The 17,240-nt window shown below is 32.6% G+C and carries 13 protein-coding genes; 2 read left to right on the forward strand and 11 right to left on the reverse strand.

The features are described from left to right. Nucleotides 1-330: 330 nt before the first annotated feature. The 8 genes from V1503_RS05240 to abc-f all read right to left on the reverse strand — a co-directional run bounded on the left by V1503_RS05240 (nt 331) and on the right by abc-f (nt 9,258). Nucleotides 331-1,632, reverse strand: coding sequence for an MFS transporter (locus V1503_RS05240; protein ID WP_320259780.1), 1,302 nt, complete (start codon nt 1,630-1,632; stop codon nt 331-333). A 229-nt stretch (nt 1,633-1,861) separates the two neighbouring features. After that, complete coding sequence (locus V1503_RS05245; RefSeq protein ID WP_214483530.1) at nt 1,862-2,515, reverse strand: ArsR/SmtB family transcription factor; 654 nt, start codon at nt 2,513-2,515, stop codon at nt 1,862-1,864. A gap of 404 nt (nt 2,516-2,919) precedes the next feature. Continuing rightward, on the reverse strand, nt 2,920-3,627 hold the full coding sequence (locus tag V1503_RS05250; protein ID WP_320259782.1) for a GNAT family N-acetyltransferase: 708 nt from the start codon (nt 3,625-3,627) through the stop codon (nt 2,920-2,922). Nucleotides 3,628-3,965: 338 nt separating this feature from the next. Further along, nucleotides 3,966-5,086 (reverse strand): IS3 family transposase gene (locus tag V1503_RS05255; RefSeq protein WP_410625368.1). Its coding sequence is split into 2 segments (ribosomal slippage): nt 3,966-4,837 and nt 4,837-5,086, totalling 1,122 coding nucleotides; the frame shifts between segments, so codons are not numbered across the junction. A 331-nt stretch (nt 5,087-5,417) separates the two neighbouring features. Next, nucleotides 5,418-5,831: a GNAT family N-acetyltransferase gene (locus tag V1503_RS05260; RefSeq protein ID WP_410625370.1), complete on the reverse strand. Its 414-nt coding sequence runs from the start codon at nt 5,829-5,831 to the stop codon at nt 5,418-5,420. A 274-nt stretch (nt 5,832-6,105) separates the two neighbouring features. Further along, nucleotides 6,106-6,471 (reverse strand): VOC family protein, encoded by a 366-nt coding sequence (locus V1503_RS05265; protein WP_410625372.1) that lies wholly within the window; start codon nt 6,469-6,471, stop codon nt 6,106-6,108. Between the two features lie 366 nt (nt 6,472-6,837). Then, nucleotides 6,838-7,131: a hypothetical protein gene (locus V1503_RS05270; RefSeq protein ID WP_214483527.1), complete on the reverse strand. Its 294-nt coding sequence runs from the start codon at nt 7,129-7,131 to the stop codon at nt 6,838-6,840. 486 nt (nt 7,132-7,617) lie between these two features. Further along, the gene (abc-f, locus tag V1503_RS05275; protein ID WP_410629383.1) at nt 7,618-9,258 is read right to left on the reverse strand and encodes a ribosomal protection-like ABC-F family protein; all 1,641 of its coding nucleotides are present in this window, start codon (nt 9,256-9,258) and stop codon (nt 7,618-7,620) included. 1,771 nt (nt 9,259-11,029) lie between these two features. Between abc-f and V1503_RS05285 the strand changes: the two genes are divergently transcribed. Together V1503_RS05285 and secA2 are read left to right on the forward strand one after the other, a co-directional pair. Continuing rightward, nucleotides 11,030-12,183, forward strand: a protein-coding gene (locus V1503_RS05285) for an IS3 family transposase (RefSeq protein ID WP_410625375.1) whose coding sequence is annotated in 2 segments (ribosomal slippage) — nt 11,030-11,282 and nt 11,282-12,183 — 1,155 coding nt in all. Because the reading frame shifts where the segments join, the coding sequence is not laid out codon by codon here. A 157-nt stretch (nt 12,184-12,340) separates the two neighbouring features. Further along, entirely contained in the window at nt 12,341-14,638 is a 2,298-nt protein-coding gene (gene secA2 / locus V1503_RS05290) for an accessory Sec system translocase SecA2 (protein WP_410625377.1), read from the forward strand. A gap of 725 nt (nt 14,639-15,363) precedes the next feature. On the opposite strand, the gene V1503_RS05295 is transcribed toward secA2, so the two are convergent. The 3 genes from V1503_RS05295 to V1503_RS05305 all read right to left on the reverse strand — a co-directional run bounded on the left by V1503_RS05295 (nt 15,364) and on the right by V1503_RS05305 (nt 17,172). Next, a complete protein-coding gene (locus V1503_RS05295; RefSeq protein WP_410625379.1) occupies nt 15,364-15,507 on the reverse strand; it encodes a hypothetical protein in 144 nt (47 codons plus the stop codon). A gap of 188 nt (nt 15,508-15,695) precedes the next feature. Further along, entirely contained in the window at nt 15,696-15,884 is a 189-nt protein-coding gene (locus V1503_RS05300) for a hypothetical protein (RefSeq protein ID WP_410625381.1), read from the reverse strand. Further along, nucleotides 15,877-17,172, reverse strand: coding sequence for an AimR family lysis-lysogeny pheromone receptor (locus V1503_RS05305; RefSeq protein ID WP_410625383.1), 1,296 nt, complete (start codon nt 17,170-17,172; stop codon nt 15,877-15,879). Before V1503_RS05305 ends, V1503_RS05300 begins: the two co-directional genes overlap by 8 nt. Between the last annotated feature and the right edge of the window lie 68 nt (nt 17,173-17,240).

Consider the following 17,240-nt stretch of genomic DNA (forward strand, 5'->3'; position numbering starts at 1 on the left):
AAACCGCCACTTTCAAGTCACGGAAAGTAAAAACTGAAGTATATATTTTGACATCTATCGTTTCAACTTCACAACTTATAATGGTTTCTTTATACATTTTAGTCCAAGTATAAATAACGAACGTACTGTCATCAGTAATACTTCTAACCATACTTAAAGCATTAATAACAGTTAAGATAAACAAAGAATTTGGACAGTTCTTGGTAAACACTTTTTAAAACTTTATGGATTAACTTCATTACCTGTTAAACCAAAAGCACCTTCACCAGGCAAACAGCTTCATCAAAGAAAATTGTACCTTTAAAGGTCGCTACGTATTACCATATCTATTTATACAGATTTTTGATTTATTGAATTTGTCAAAACTTTACCTCTACGAGACCAAATGACAGCAGGTATTAGAAGCAAGGAAAGTAATCCTCCACCCAATGATAATGTAAGAAAGCTTGTATTTGCCACTACTACACCCGAAAGAGCACCGCCAGAAGCTCCTGCTAATGCAATAAAAACATCAAGTGTCCCTTGTGTTTTTGCTCGAGTTGATGGCTCAGTAGAATCAACTATTTGGGCAGTACCACTGATTAAACCAAAGTTCCATCCCAAACCAAGTAAAGAAAGGGCTATTACTAAGAGAATCATTGAATCACTTGGCGCGAATGCGGCTAATAAGCCAGCGAATAACAATGTAATACCCGAAGCTATGCTCATCGCTGTTCGACCAACTTTATCAACAAGTACCCCTGTAATAAGTGATGGTAAGTACATTGATCCTATATGAAATCCAATAACAATGCCGATTGCAGCTAAACCATGACCATTATGTTTCATATGCACTGGTGTCATCGTCATAATTGCTATCATTACAATTTGTGTTAGAACCATAACCGTTGCACCGACAGCAAGACCTCTTTTATTATTAGTGTTATTAGGAGAATATGATTTATTTGCTTGCGCATTCTCTTGTTTATAAGCTGCTATCTTTTTTGCAATATCTAATGGATCAGGCCGTAACATAATAAATAGTACAAGACCTGCTAAGATAAATGCAGCAGCAGATAATATAAAGGGGCCTGAAAGAGCTGGAACACCAATGAAAAGAGCAAAATCACCCATAATTTCAACTAAATTGGGACCAGCAACAGCTCCGAACGTTGTCATGACCATTGTAGTACTGATTGCAGTAGCTCGTTGTTTATTGTTTGCTAAATCCGTCCCTGCATAACGGGCTTGTAAATTTGTTGCAGTACCTGCTCCATAAATTAGGAGCGAAGCAAATAAAAGAATAACATTATTCATTAGGGCAGCAATCACAACTCCAATTGATCCGAGTCCACCTACAATAAAACCTGTCGATAGTCCTGTACGACGTCCATATCGCTGAGAGAGTCTTCCTACGATTAGTGCTGCTCCTGCTGATCCTATAGTAATGAGGGCTGACGGAACTCCTGCATAAGCATCCGTTCCGAGCATTTGTTGGGCCAAAAGAGCACCTACTGTAATCCCCGCCGCAAGCCCTGCTCCTCCAAATATTTGTGATAGACTCACAACAAACAACACTCGTTTATATAACTTTTTAAGTTTTTCTGGTGAATTTATATAACTCTCAATCGGATCTTGTTCTTTACTTAACACTCATTATCACCTTCTTGTATTTAGTCATTTATATTGATAGTGCCTTACCATCCTTAAACCATCTTACAAATGTACTATTTAAGTAATTGTACATAAAGATATTTTTTATTTCAGCAGCTCCACCCATGAGAAAAGTATTTCTCTATGTCCAGAATTATTGCAGCATTTGCACATATAGAACCTATCCATGCTTCCTTAGTATCTTTTGCCTTCAAAATGAGCGTTAATTTCATTTATCAGCAAATTGCTCCCATTCTCTAACACCATCTTCCAATCGAAATGCATTTATACCTTTTTCCTTAAGAATTTCTACTGCTTTTGCCGACATTAAACAATAAGGTCCCCTGCAATAAGCAACTACATTACTTTTAGCTGGCAAAGATGCAAGTTTAGCTTCCAATTCTTCGATAGGACAAGAAACTGCTCCTGGGATATGAGCCTTTTCATACTCTTCCTTCGGTCTTACATCCAACAGTAAAACCTCACCTTTCTCCATTCGGCCTTTAAGCTCTATAAAAGTTATTCCTTCTATATCAAGTTGATTATTTAAAAACTCTTCTTTAATTTGCTGTACTTGCATATATTGCTTTTCTGATAATGCATGTAATGAAATTAAAAAATTCGAAATTACTTCATCAGCTAGTTCATAAATAACGAAGTTTCCTTCCTTCTTAAATTTAACTAGCTTTGAATTATAAAGAGTTTTCAAGTGCTGAGATACATTAGCAACAGACATTGTTGTACACTTTGCTAAAGCATCCACAGATTTAGGGCCTTGAGATAGCAGGTCAAGAATTTCCAATCGTTTAGGGCTTGATAAACTTTTCCCAATCCTCGCATACTCTTGATATAACATGTCTTTTAAATTACGTTCATTAAGCATGAATAATCCCCTTTCAACTATTCAATAGATTAATTGAATAGTTGAATTATAATCGCAAACATCATCTTTGTAAATTAATTTGCTTACAATAAAGTACTCCCTTTTATATTTTTCATGAACTTTCTAACGAATTGATGTCTAATAATTTTCTTAAACCACTGTCTATAAATTTTGCAGTTATAAAAACCCCGTCTATAACCGTTAAATTTATGAATTCCTTTACAGAATTTGATTAGCCTTTCTTCCCTTAGTAACTTAACTGCCCTTTTTCCTTCATCTAAAATTTTACAGTATAGACCCAAATATTATGTAAGCCGTAAATCATTTACCAATGCTCCACAATCCATCTTAACGAAAAAGGTGCATATCTTTTTCAGTATGCTTCATATTACTGTAAAATTTTGTTAAAGTAATTCTCCGTCTTCTAGTCCCATCTTTTTAAGACAGTTGTTAAGGACCCTTTTATCAATGCCATTAACAAGAGAATACTTTTCTTTATAAATGGTTCTAATGGCTTTTTTTATATCTTCTCTACTTTGCTTAGTAATATCTAAATTCTTAATAAAAAGGTTAAGTGGTAGATCTCCCACCTCATCATGTAAAGATGGTTGTTGATAAACAATTTTTTCATACTTTTCATAGTCATTGTTAGCAAAAAATCTGTTTCTTTTGATACAATCTTCCTTTTCTTCTTCTGTATGTAGCATTTCTTGTGTTTCTGTTTCTAAGAAAATGGCGCTTAGAGATGAATTCCCTGCTGAGATAGCATCTTTATTTAGTAAATCTTCTAATTTCTCTAGTGTCTTTGAGCCTATTCCCTTACTTTGTATAAGAGGGTTAGTTACGATATATACAATGAACCCTGAGTTTACATCGGCAAAATAGTGTCCCGTAGCAAATGAAACAAGTTGATTTTCTTTCTTCCCAACTATGAAGTGATAATTATTCGGTCTTCTTTCTTTAGCATATTGTAAGCTTCTTAGAAAAATTTCCTGTGGTTCTCTCACTTCAATAGGAAATACTCGATTATAAAGCTCAAAAATCATCTCTAATTCTATAAAATTCTTCTCTATTACTTCAACCCACTTTATCGTCATAACAAACTCCTTCATTTAATATGCCCCTAATTATACCACTAGATTATTTATTGCTTGTTTTATAATCTAGCGTATTACAAACATGCAAGATAATTTTAAGGACATATTTACATATACAGAACACAAAATGAAAAAGACTGATCTTTCAAAATATGTTTTTTGAAAGATTAGGCTTTGCATCTTAATTAAATCGATTGCCCATTTAATTGAGTAGCGATAGAGTTTTTATTGATTCCTTAATAGTTAAAGAATAATTTGGAGGAACACTTGTAATTTAAATGTTTGTACATAGCTACTTAAATGCTGGACAAATTCTATATCTAAACCGCAAATTATGGACTGTCAACACCTAACTAGACAATTTTCTTAAGGTGGTTATTTTTGTAATCAATCGGGCTTACATATCCTAGTGTGCTATGAATACGAATATTATTAAACCAATGTACGTAATCATGGAGTTCTCTGGTTAACTCGCCTAAGCTTTCATATTGTCTGCCTTTGATAAACTCTGTCTTAATAATTTTAAACGTTGCTTCTGCGACTGCATTATCATAGGGGCATCCTTTCATGCTTAGGGAACGTTTAATAGAGAACGTCTCTAATGCGTCATCAATTAGTTTATTTTTAAACTCATTTCCTCGATCAGTATGGAACATCTGAATATGATGAAGGTCTTGTTTAATCGTAGCTAACGCACGATAAACGAGTAGCGCATCCTTATACGGTCCGGTGCTATATCCAATAATTTCTCGGTTAAAGAGATCGACAAAGACACATATGTAATGCCATTTTTTATCAACCCTCACATACGTTAAGTCGCTTACGACTACAGATAATGCCTCATCTTGTGTAAATTCACGGTTCAGTTCATTGGAATGTTGAGACTCATTCGGCTTTTCTGAATGGTGCTTAAACTGAGCGACAGTATAAGTAGAAACCAATCCTTGCTCTTTCATAATTCTACGAATACGTCGTCTAGAAACAATTTTCCCTAGTTTCTTAAGCTCTTGTTTAATTTTAAGTGAACCATAATTTTGGCGACTATCATGGAAGATACGTATTATATCTGATGTAACATCATCCTCATTCGGTCGCTGTTTTGTCTCATAATAATACGTACTTCTTGGAAGTTGTAGGACTTGGCACATTGCTGATATCGAGTATTTGTGTGTGTTTTGCTTGATCACATTTACTTTTGTCCTAGTATCAGCGCGGCTTGCTTTAAAATATCATTCTCCATTTCTAATTGCTTGTTACGCTTACGAAGTTCTTGCAGTTCCTTTTGCTCAGGGGTTAGGTTGTCCTTCTCTTTGAATGAACCTGAATTCTTAAATTGATTGATCCACTTATCAAGTGAAGAAGGTGTTAAGTCGTATTCTCGAATGATTTCCTTACGAGGTTTTCCATTTTCATAAAGTTGGACAATTTGTTGCTTAAATTCTTGGGTAAATGTGCGGCGTGCTCGTTTAGGCATGTAGATTCTCCTCAACATTCATGTAGTAAGTTTATTCTACTTGACCTTAAAATTTCTGTCTAACTAAGTGTAGCCGATCCATTAAGTGGTCAGAACTTTGAAGAAGTTACGGTAACGTGCTGTGTTGGTCTTTATTAAATATTATTTTGGACACAAAAAATTTAAGTAAATTTTTAGTTATTAGACTTTGAGTTAAGTTATACTAGTTTCACATAATACCTTTATGTACATGTCTATTAATGTTTGGGCAGTTGCGCTTATCTAAAACGTGCATTTTGAGCTTTCAGTAATACTTAAACAGAACATAGTCATTAACTAAAACTCAAAGTTTTTAGCCTTTAAATTCCCAGACTTTAAAACTAGCATTTTGTTCTTGTAGATACCAACCTGACTTAAAATAATATTCATTAAATTTTGATTCGATAGGACATAATACATAAATTGGTAAATCATTGATAGAACGTAACATTTTCTTCAACACCCCTTGCCCCCGAAAACCTTCATTTATAGCAAATTGATATAACGAAATGCTATTGGATGTTTTTTTTCTGTAAAATCGAAATGCACCTACTATTTGATCATCTACTATTGCCACAATCATCTGTTTTCTCCATATGGCTGCTTGAGTTCCTAGAGGGCAAAAAAATTCTTCAGAATAAATACCACTATTATTGTGACATAAATTTCTTTTGAAGAATGACACGATTTTTGGTGCATCTGTGATATCTGCTAAGGCTACCTTCACCGTTTTTCCTCCTTAATTATGTAGCGTCTCTAATCTTCTCGAAAGGCTACTTCCAATTAGATTGTTTTTTCATACAAGCACGAAAACCTAGATTTTTAGCATCTGTTCTTCTATAAAACGATGACTGTTTGGTAAAACGACATCTTTATCCCCTAGCTTAGGAATGATCGCAACAAAGTCTAAGAAAAGAGCCTAGCTAAAAGAACTGAAAAACTAGTAATATGTTATCTCTATATACAATTCTATCTAGCTTCATCACAATAACCTCAACCTGTTATTTTCCAACTAGCACAAATACATTTTTATCAGGTGATTCCATTACAGCAACATGACCAGACTCCGTTGAAAAAGGTTTTTTAATCCATGTTACCTCTGTATTTTTGCTAAGTTCTTGATAAGCTAAATTGACGTCATCTACTAGGATTTCAACATCTGTGACATTGATATTTGGGTCATTTTGTAAAACAAGCTCTGAACTATTTTCTTCTGGGAATTTCAACCCTATGATTGTCCACGTTCCTCCGCTTTCTAACTTTCTTTCTATTTTCCAGTGTTGTTTTAATCCCAAAGAAAGGTAAAAATTAATAGATTTTTGAATATCATCTGTATAAATTGCAACACATTCTAATTTCTTAAACATAAATTCTCCCCCAAAATGGTATATTTTACTTACAAAAATAATGTACCACCTAATAATGACAATTTATGTCGTAATTAAAATAAACAATGTATTTTTTAATTGAGATGATAATATAAAAAGGCCTAATTTCTTAATACCACATAAAGAAATTAGGCTTCAATTCAGTTGAATTTTACTAAACAAAATATCATTTCCATATACTAATAACGAATTCAGCAAACTTCCTCAAAAAGAAATACGATGAAACACCCATGACTATGAATGTGATCATAAATCCCTTCAAATTTTATATACTTCTATGATATTGATCGACCGCTACGGCCTAATCACATAACATACTACAACAATTTTAGAAGATATTATTGCTTAATACTTCCTTAATGGACAATCCCATTCAGATCTAATTGCAGCATCTACATATTCTCTCAAGTATTTTACATCATTTGAATCTAGCTGGATGGGGGCAAGCGTAACATAGCATACGTTAGAGGCATAATTAATTGCAACCCTTATAACCTCACTCTCAGAGGCATCTTCATAAAGACGGTCACAAATAAAATCACCTTTGTGGGGGATTACATTGGAACTAAAATGCTTATATATCTTCTCATATTTGCTATCATCTTGTAACTGTATTATTTGTTTTAGTGCAATCTTCATTGTAAAATTCCCCCTCATTATTTACAAAATATTTTCTATCAACACTATAACTCTAATATATAAAACTAACTATAAGAGCAAGATATCTTTATGACATAATTAAAATAACAATGGCGATTTTCATATCTAATATTGTTTTATGTATAAAAATGCTACACGTATACATCTAGAATTAATGGCATCTTTTCTTCTATAAAACGATGACTGATAAATCTTTTATTTTATGAACAATGGTAACAAAATTTACGAAAAGAGCCTTTGCGTAAAAAGTCAGTCCAACAATATGAGCTCATGACTTCACCTACAATAAAATTCTCTTATTACAACATGTATTTTATAACAAATATGATTGTTTGTAATCTATAACCATACCCACTGTATTTATATAAGCCAAAAGTTTCTTTTAAAAAAAGGCGTTTTTCTATAACAGAAACACGCCACATAATAGATAAACAAAAACTTAATGCCGGATGATTTTACAACGAATTATTGAAGCCCCTTTATTAATTTTGTAAGCTCTTTAAATCTAACATCAAGTTCCTCATACTCTTTGTTATTTGGAGTCAAACAGCTAAGCTTGCCTAAAACTTCTTGTCGTTCGGTTTCAAGTTTTAAACGTAATTCTTCATTATCATCTCTTTTGGATAACGAATCTTTCTCATTAATTTGCTTATAAATGGTATGATTTGAAAATATGAGTTTAGCATCTGTTGTTCTATCAAGAAAATAACGATCATGTGACACAACCAATAGAGTGCCATTATATATCTCTAATGTTTCTTCAAGTTGTTCACGAGAAGGCAAATCTAAATGGTTTGTTGGTTCATCTAGGATAAGTACATCTTTTTCTTCTAAAATATATTTCATTAATTTACACTTCACACGCTCACCCATGCTCATGTTCTCAATTGGTTCTGTCCACTGACGATTAAAAAATCCTAAATTTTTCATTAAATTACGTACGTGCCCTCTCTCTTCAAATGACTCTTTGTCGAATAACTGTTTGGGAGTTTGAAAAAGGGGCAAGTCAAATACTTCTTGAGTCAAATAGCCGATATTTGCTGCTGGAGAAACCCATATATCACCTTTAGTAACTATTTCTTTTCCGGCTATCATATTCAAAAACGTAGTTTTTCCACTACCATTTGGACCAATAACTGAAACCTTTTCACCATGCTGAATGGTAAAGTTAGCATTCTTAAAAAGATTGTGTCCTTCAAAAGATTTTGCTAAATCTTTAACTTCTAAGAACCGCTTTCCGACTTTATGGTTTGCTTTTAATGAAAAATTTATTTGGTATTCTGCCTTAGGTGCCTCAACTTTTATCTTTTCAAGTTCTTTTGCAAGGCGTTTTTCTTTTGATTTTACTTGTGAATCCATTCGCTTAGCTTTCACTCGATAATATTCTTTAAAGCCTTCCTGTTTTGTTGATGGGGCATGAGCAGACTTTGCCCATGATGTTAGTTGGCTCATTTGACCTTCTATTCGTTTTATCAGTTTTTGTTGTTTCTCATATTCACGTTGTTGAGTTAGTCGCTCACTTTCACGAAATTCCAAAAAACTGGTGTAGTTACCACAATGACTAATAAGTGTTTGATTTTCAATTGACCATATTTTTGTTACTACTTTATCCAAAAAATAACGATTATGTGATACGAGAATAATAGTACCCTTATAACTTTTAAACTTTCTTATAAGGAAGTCCAAACTCTGTTCATCCAAGTGGTTTGTTGGTTCATCGAGCAATAATATGTCAGCATTTTTGGCTAAACCTTTGGCAAGGCGTGCTTTTAATTTTTCTCCCCCACTTAAATTCAAGTAGTCACAGTTTGGAACATTCCAACTCTTTAATAATACTTCCTCTTGAGGTGTAACCTCACCAAGAAAATAAGACTCTTTTTCTTGTTCAACCATAGTAATTGTAAGATCATTTTGTACGTGTTTTATATGTCCTCTTGTTGATTGAAGGCCACCGTTCAGTAGTTGTAATAAAGTTGATTTACCTGCACCATTTTTACCTATGATTCCGATAACATCCCCTTGTTGTACATTCGTATTTATATTTTCAAAAATAATATGATCTTCAATTTCAACTTTTATTTTTTGTAATTGCAGTAGTTCTAATATAAAGGATCACCCTTCTTTTTCAGGGAGAATAAAAAATCCTCCCAAATAATTTTGGAAGGATTAGTCAAAAAGCATTTTGCCGTACTTAAAAAAGCTACTTACCATTATAGCTCTTCAAATATATAGAAAAATGGGCAGACTAATCCTAAGTTTTTATTATTTGAAATATCAAATTTCAAAAGTTAAAAGTTAGGTTAGTTAACCATTGTCCACCCATCATTCCTTTCGTCTAATAGTACTTACTATTTTAATACTGTACCAAGGGTTATTCAACAATTTGTAAATATATGAAAAAATGAATCTTCCTTTTTTCCAGACTAATTCCAGCTTGTTATATTAGATGCTTCATAAATGATCTTGATTTACAACACTTAACTTATTTTTTGGAAGTGGTGTCATTTGTAATGAAAATGGCCATTTTTGCTATAAAACTACTTCAATTTGAGAAAACACCTATTTTTTATTGAAAAGACTCTTTTTAGGTCTTAAACGCGCCATTAGTAGAATACCTGTAATCGCATCAAAGATTGACTAATTGCCCAACTTTGATGTTCGTGAAATAAGTGCTCAATTGCTTTTGATGGTTTAATCCATTTAGAAAGTGGTTTTTTCTATTGGTTTACTTGCTTCCTTACCAATATTACATATTTAAAAATATCTTTCACTGAGATAGTACTTACTTTCATTTGTTAGATAAGAATACCTATTAGCACATCCTATAAAATCACCAGTTTTAATGTCCATTCCCATCTCTTCTTTGGATTCTCTTCTTAAACATTCCTCGTGTGTCTCGTTTCCGTATATTCTAAAATTCTTCTTAATCTATGCTTTACTTACATCAATTATTTCAAATATTTTTCAATTAATCTCTACTTCCAAATTATTATTGTTTTTCATACTAAGAAATAAATTCAAATTACAATTTGAATTTCTCGGAGTCTAAAATGGTAAAAATAAACTAATTATGATAAAATAATTAATTATTATTCTATATTATGTATTTTTATAAAATTTAAAGATCACAACCTCGTCCCTCTTGGAACAAAAACAGTAACAGAATAATGTCCTCTTAGAATTAATCTTTTTTAAACAAATATAGTGAAACTCCGAATTACGTTAATCATACTAATAATCAGTTTTATTATGATATCATCATACTCTTTTGTACATTTTTTATACTTTGCGAAATAAATACCCTGTTTATTTCAAATTACTATAGCAAAGGCTCTTTTCATTAACTTTGTCACTACAGTTCCTAAAATAGAAATTAAGATGTCGTTTCACTCATCATTCATCGTTTTTATTGAAGAAAAGATGACACGAAAGATAGATGTATACGTGCATAATTTTTAGTACAAAAAATAACATTCTATTCTAAAACACCCCTAGAAAAGGCTCTTTTCGTTAACTTTGTTACTTGTAGTTCCTACAATCAAGATGTCATTTTACTCATCAATCATCGTTTTATAGAAGAAAAATGCCTCGAAAGATAGATGTATATGTGCATAATTTTTTGTACGAAAAACAACATTCTATTCGATAACATCCCTAGAAAAGGCTCTTTTCGTTAACTTTGTTATTACAGTTCCTAAAATAGAAAATTAAGATGTAATTTCACTCATCAATCATCGCTTTATTGAAGAAAAGATGCCTCGAAAGATAGATGTATACGTGCATATATTCTAGAACGTATAGCAACGTGGAGTTAGTATAGTTTTATGGACACAAAAACGTTAAGTACTTAAAATGTACTTAGAAAGGTTGTGTCCGGATGAGAAACAAAAATACAGGCAAAAAATATACCCAAGATTTCAAGAAAATGATTGTTGAACTTTACCGTTCTGGTAGCTCAGTCAAAGAACTTAGTAATGAATATGGCGTATCGGAAGTAACTATTTATAATTGGAATAAGAAGTACTCTCCTATTAAAACAGAAGATGGTTCAAGCCTTACGGCTGATGATATTTCTAAGATGCAAAAGCAGATGCTTCGTCTTCAAGAGGAGAATGAAATCTTAAAAAAGGCTATGGCCATATTCGCGAAAAAGTAAATCCAGACGAGCTAACGGGCTTCATCCAAGAGAAAACGACAGAACATCCAGTGTCACTTATGTGTGAGGTATTGAATATACCTCGCAGTACATATTATCAATCATTAAATAAGGTTGAAACAAAACGTGAAAAAGAAAATAGACAAATCACTGAGCGAATGACAGCCATCCATAAAGAGAGTAAAGGACGTTATGGGGCTCCAAAAATTCACCATCAACTAACAGAAGAAGGAATACATATCAGTTTGAAACGTGTCCAACGTTTAATGAAAAAAGCTGATATCCACTCTATTGTTAAAAAGAAATTCCTTCCATATAGTTCAAATGAGAAAGTTGTAAATCGAGAAAACATCTTGAAAAGGGATTTTTCAACTTCATCAATTAATGAAAAGTGGGTAGCTGATATAACTTATGTGCATACGGTGAAAGACGGATGGTGCTATTTAGCATCGGTGATGGATTTACATTCGCGAAAAATTGTCGGCTATTCCTTTTCAGATGAAATGACAACAGATGTCGTAATAAAAGCTCTAGAAAACGCTTACGTAACTCAATTACCACCCGAAGGGTTAATTCTACATACTGACCTAGGTTCACAATATACAAGCCAAGCATTTACTGATCGTATTAAATCTTATGGTATAACACACTCCTTTAGTCAAAAAGGATGCCCTTATGATAATGCCTGTATTGAATCATTCCATGCTATATTGAAGAAAGAAGAAGTAAATCATGTTCAATATCTAGACTATAATACTGCCAATATCGCCATCTTTGAATTTATCGAAGCTTGGTATAACAGAAAAAGAAAGCATAGTAGCATTGCTTATAAAACACCTCAAGCAATAGAAGAACTATTCAAAGACTCTGCATAAAACTTAATCTTTTTGTGTCCAAGATGTTGACTCAAGTTCAACGATCCATGCAAAAACATCTTTATTTAAAGGAAATATCAGTGACTGAAAAACCTAAACTTTATAAAAGTCAGTTAACTATACTATAAGAAGCTACATATTTAGGAGGTTTCTATGTATGAGTCAAAATACTAATTATATTTTAGGAAAAATAACTAGTTCTTACAATAAACATAAACTTAGAAAATATAAAGAAAGTGTAAAAAAGATTAAAACATTCCGTTTAGAAACCTTGGATAAAAATCAAATAAAACAACGCTCTTTAACATTAATGCAGCAAGCGAAAAGCGGTACATCTCTTGAAGAATTATTATTTGAAGCCTATGCATTAGTTTACGAAACAGTAAAACGAGAATTGGGGTTCCACCTTTTTGATGAACAGCTTATAGCAGGGATAGCTCTTCATGAAGGAAAAGTTATTGAAATGCAAACTGGAGAGGGTAAAACTGTTGCAGCTGTACTACCTGCTTATTTAAATGCATTGCTGGGAAAAGGCGTGCATATTCTAACCTTTAATGACTATTTAGCAACAAGGGATGCTAAATGGATGGGTGTTATTTATAACTACTTAGGTTTATCAGTTGGTTTTATTAAAGAAGGGATGAATAACAAAGCTAGAAAGGAAGCGTATGATGCTGATGTTACATACTTGACTGCTAAAGAAGCAGGCTTTGATTACTTGAAAGATTCCATTTGTTATGATAACAAATCAATAGTTCATCGCCCTTTTCACTTTGCATTAGTAGATGAAGCAGACTCTATTCTTATTGATGAAGCAAGGGTTCCTCTTGTCATTGCAGACAAGGAATCTAGTTCGCAGGAAGATCCGAAACAGTTCACTGAAATCATAAGAAATTTACAACAAAAGATAGATTATGCAACTGACGAAAATGAACGAAATGTGTATTTAACAGACTTAGGAATAAAAAAAGCAGAGCAATTGTTATCCTGTGATAACTTATATAAGAATGAAAATGTCGATACGATGACCTCACTCCATTGTGCCCTGCATGCTGAAGTTTTACTAAAAAGAGATATCCATTACATTATTCGAGAAGGTAGGATCGAGTTAATCGATGAACTTACAGGCAGGATTGCAGATAAGAGACATTGGCCGGATGGATTACAAGCTGCTGTAGAAGCTAAGGAAGGTTTGAATATTCAATCAAGTGGAAAAATATTAGGATCAATTACGTTGCACAATTTTTTAAATTTATATCCAACTATAAGTGGGATGACTGCAACCGCAAATTCATCCATTAATGAATTTACAGAAATCTATAATTTAGAAGTGATTACGATTCCATCTCATAAAACATGTTTAAGAATGGACTACCCACATAGTGTGTTTACTCACAAGGAAGCGAAACAAAAAGCGTTGGTGAAGAAAATTAAAACAGTTCATTTGACAGGCCGCCCTATTTTAATCGGGACTAGTAGCGTAGAGGAATCTAACAACTTGGCAATTAATTTAAATGCAACGGGTATACAGTGTAATGTGCTCAATGCAAAAAATGATGAGTTGGAAGCGGAAATTATTTCACAAGCAGGAAGGTTAGGGGCAGTTACAGTTTCAACTAATATGGCAGGTCGTGGCGTTGATATTTTGTTAGGTGGAGGCTGTGCTGATGAGTATGAAAAGGTAGTAGGATTAGGTGGGCTATATGTTATTGGAACAAACCTACACGAAAGCAGTCGAATCGACAATCAGCTTCGGGGGAGAGCGGGTAGACAAGGTGATCCTGGTGCTACAAAATTTTTCATTAGTCTAGAAGATGATCTACTTATCCGTTTTGGCATTTCTAAAGTAATACCTCCAAAGTATCGCATATTAAAACAAGATGCACCTTTAACAAGTTCAAAGGTGATTCAAAAAATAGATCATATCCAACGAGTGGTGGATGGGGAAAATTTTGAAATAAGAAAAACATTAAATAAATACTCAGATATTCTTGAACAACAACGTTGTATAATTCTTAAAAAACGTCACGATATTTTATTGGATCGTGCAGTGGGGAATTTATTCTCCTCAAAAGAACCTGATAGATATGAAAGTCTATGTAATCAATTAGGAAAAACGAAAATGCATCAGATTGAAAAACGTATTACGTTGCTCCAAATAGATCTGTGTTGGGCTGAACATTTGGATTTTATTGAATATATTAAGGAGGGAATACATCTCGAAAGTGTAGCTAGAAAAAATCCTTTAGATGAATTTCACACATTGCTCATATCAGCTTTTGATAAGTTGTCCGATAAGATTGAACAGGGCATGATGAACCACTTTCATGCTATTGACCCTAAAAAAGAAATTAATTTGGAGATGAAAATTTTAAAGCACCCTTCGGCAACTTGGACGTATATCGTTAATGATAACTTTGTTACTAGAAAAGACTCTTTATTTAAATTGTTATAAATACAGGAGATACCTCCATTCTATTAGACAATATTAGGTTTAGTTAACACCTTTCCTATGTCGTAAAGTTAAGAAAAAATGTATCTACAACTATAGGGAATGATTTAAGCTTTGTTACTACTGATACCGAACTAGAGCCGCAATAAGCAACCTTATATAGTAATGCTAAGAACTTCAAAAATGATCGATTACACTAAATTTGTTACAGGTTATAGGATTTGGAATATCACAGTTAATTCCTTATTAGATAACATAGTCCAGTCGGAGTATTTGATACCAACTAGCAAAATTCTTTATAGAATTACCCACTGTACTTCATTAGCTTAAAATTCTCAGTAATTTCTTTGCACTAATTTTATTGAAGTCTTATTTGCTCTACACTCGTGATCAGGATCATTAAATTAACAAAGTCTCCTAAATGTTCCTTGAGATACTTTTCAGTTACTTCTCTAATCATTGAGTCTCATTTTTTCCTTCTCATTAAATCATCGATTCTTTACTTAAAGGTATATAACTCTAATAATTTCTAAGAGTATGTGAATTGAATGAACTCTAACTGATCTGTTACGGGTAGCTAGGTTGATATTATAATGAAACCTTGTATCTTCATTCTAACTATTTCATTACAGTGAGCCCTGAGTAACTTCATTGCTTGTTCTATAAAGTCAGTTTTATTACATGCTCTCTTCAAGTCTAGCTACCTAATTTTAGTCAAAGAATCAATTTTAAATTTTCCATATATCTTTATCCATTATTTCAATCACTTTTTTTGAAATTTCGTCTATTTCACATAAAATTTTTGAATTTTTTTCTTCTTGAACATTATTAATATGAGTGTTTCTTTGTACTTCAGTTTTAGGTTTCTCCATATTATTTATCAACTCCTGTATAGGGTTTTCTCAACATCATGTTAGCTACGCTTATATAAAGTAATTATTAAGATGTAATTTTTTTCTACTCACTTATAGAAAAATGTCCTACTGTCGTTAAAGTACGAAAGACGTTACTCTATAAAGAGTAACGTCTTTCAATCCTAAAATATTAAATTCATAGCTTATCAACCTTCTGGCATTATCTCATCAGCTTTTAATGGCATAACTTTTACCTTTGGTTTATCAATATTGATAATTAGAGAATCTTCTTTAGGTTCACCATTTGTTGCACTTACGTTATGAGTATTTATAGTTAATGCTAAGGAAGCCATTATACAAAAAGTCATCGTAAAAAATAACACTTTCTTAAACATAAAGACTTTTCACCTCCGCGTAGTATAATGCATTTATAGGGTACTTGTCTTGCCCAAGTTCTAGAAGAGCTTCTTTTGGTAACATTCCAAAAAATCTGTCTCCTCCTTGCTTTATATATAACTCTAACGACATCCAGTGATATTTTGCATCGTCAGTAGCAAGACCTCTCAACCAAAGTCGTTGGGCTCTAGTTCCTTCTTTATTGTCAAGCTGATCTAGAATATGTAAAGCTTCTTCTTTCCTAGAATTTTTTATAAGCCAATAAGCCTTGTTTTGTTCGTGTTCTATTTCTTCTATCGTTATGCCCATACTTACATGAATTTTAAGGAATTGAATTTTTTTAATAACTAATAATCCAGCGCTATCCATCCCAATTTGAGTATATAAATCTAATGCTTTTTCAAAATACTCTAATGCTTTTTGAGCATCAATAAATGCCCAAGTCAACCCCAGTGTAACATAGCTATAAGCCCTTGTTTTTAAATTTATAGAGACATCTAAAGGTTTATAAGAAAATTTTCTAGCTTCCTCTAAGTTGCAATTTCTTAAATTTATAGTTTGTTGTAACACATAATACTTAGTTTCTGAGAAAGACTTGTAATGGGAGTCTTCAATACTATTAATTAATGCTTCGACTCCTACTAGCTCTTTTAGCGATTCGGTAAAGTAATGTAAATCATGATATATGTATGCAACAAGTATTCGCTTATAAACTGTACTAACTAAATCACTATCAGGTATCTTATAGTTTGCAGCTTCATTACATAATTCTAGTAGCTTATTTTTTTGTTCTTCATGATTATTTTCAGCGTTTCTAGGATCATTCCAACTTTTCATGCTTTTTTCTAACTCTATTTTTCGCTTGTAATTTATATGAGTTAAGGTGCCATATCGCTTTAAATTCGGATTATTTTGATAGTTTAATGCAATATTTGTTAGTTTCTGAAGTTCCTCAAGGTAGTTGTATTGGTCACAGTACATCATCGCTGACATAATCAATTCTGGTTTTTCATCTATTTCCTTAATAAATTGTAGCATAATCTGTTTTTCATGAAAAGTTCCTGCAAGAGTATCAAAGGCTCGAACACAAGCTAAAACCCAATAAAACTTTGCTACTTTTTTACCATTTAAATACTTATTTAGCCACTTTTCTTCTATTAAATCGTTCTCTTGTTTATCTTTTCCGACTATTTCTCTCATTTTTACTTGTGTTATCTGATGCTTCAACATCAATTCTTTTAATATTTGACCAGACGTTAGTTCACCATTAATCAACGTATTACTCAAAACATTGCACCCTCTCAAGTCAAAAATTTAACAAGCTAACCTTATCCTTTACTGAAAAGATTAGCTTA

It is taken from the genome of Nanhaiella sioensis, assembly GCF_046557775.1.
GTDB lineage: Bacteria > Bacillota > Bacilli > Bacillales > SM2101 > Nanhaiella > Nanhaiella sioensis.

Coding starts and splice junctions, on each gene's coding strand:
- secA2 (WP_410625377.1), top strand. CDS start 12,341: ATGAGTCAAAATACTAATTATATTTTAGGAAAAATAACTAGTTCTTAC.
- V1503_RS05250 (WP_320259782.1), bottom strand. CDS start 3,627: ATGAAGGAGTTTGTTATGACGATAAAGTGGGTTGAAGTAATAGAGAAG.
- V1503_RS05270 (WP_214483527.1), bottom strand. CDS start 7,131: ATGAAGATTGCACTAAAACAAATAATACAGTTACAAGATGATAGCAAA.
- V1503_RS05245 (WP_214483530.1), bottom strand. CDS start 2,515: ATGCTTAATGAACGTAATTTAAAAGACATGTTATATCAAGAGTATGCG.
- V1503_RS05295 (WP_410625379.1), bottom strand. CDS start 15,507: ATGGAGAAACCTAAAACTGAAGTACAAAGAAACACTCATATTAATAAT.
- V1503_RS05300 (WP_410625381.1), bottom strand. CDS start 15,884: ATGTTTAAGAAAGTGTTATTTTTTACGATGACTTTTTGTATAATGGCT.
- V1503_RS05265 (WP_410625372.1), bottom strand. CDS start 6,471: ATGTTTAAGAAATTAGAATGTGTTGCAATTTATACAGATGATATTCAA.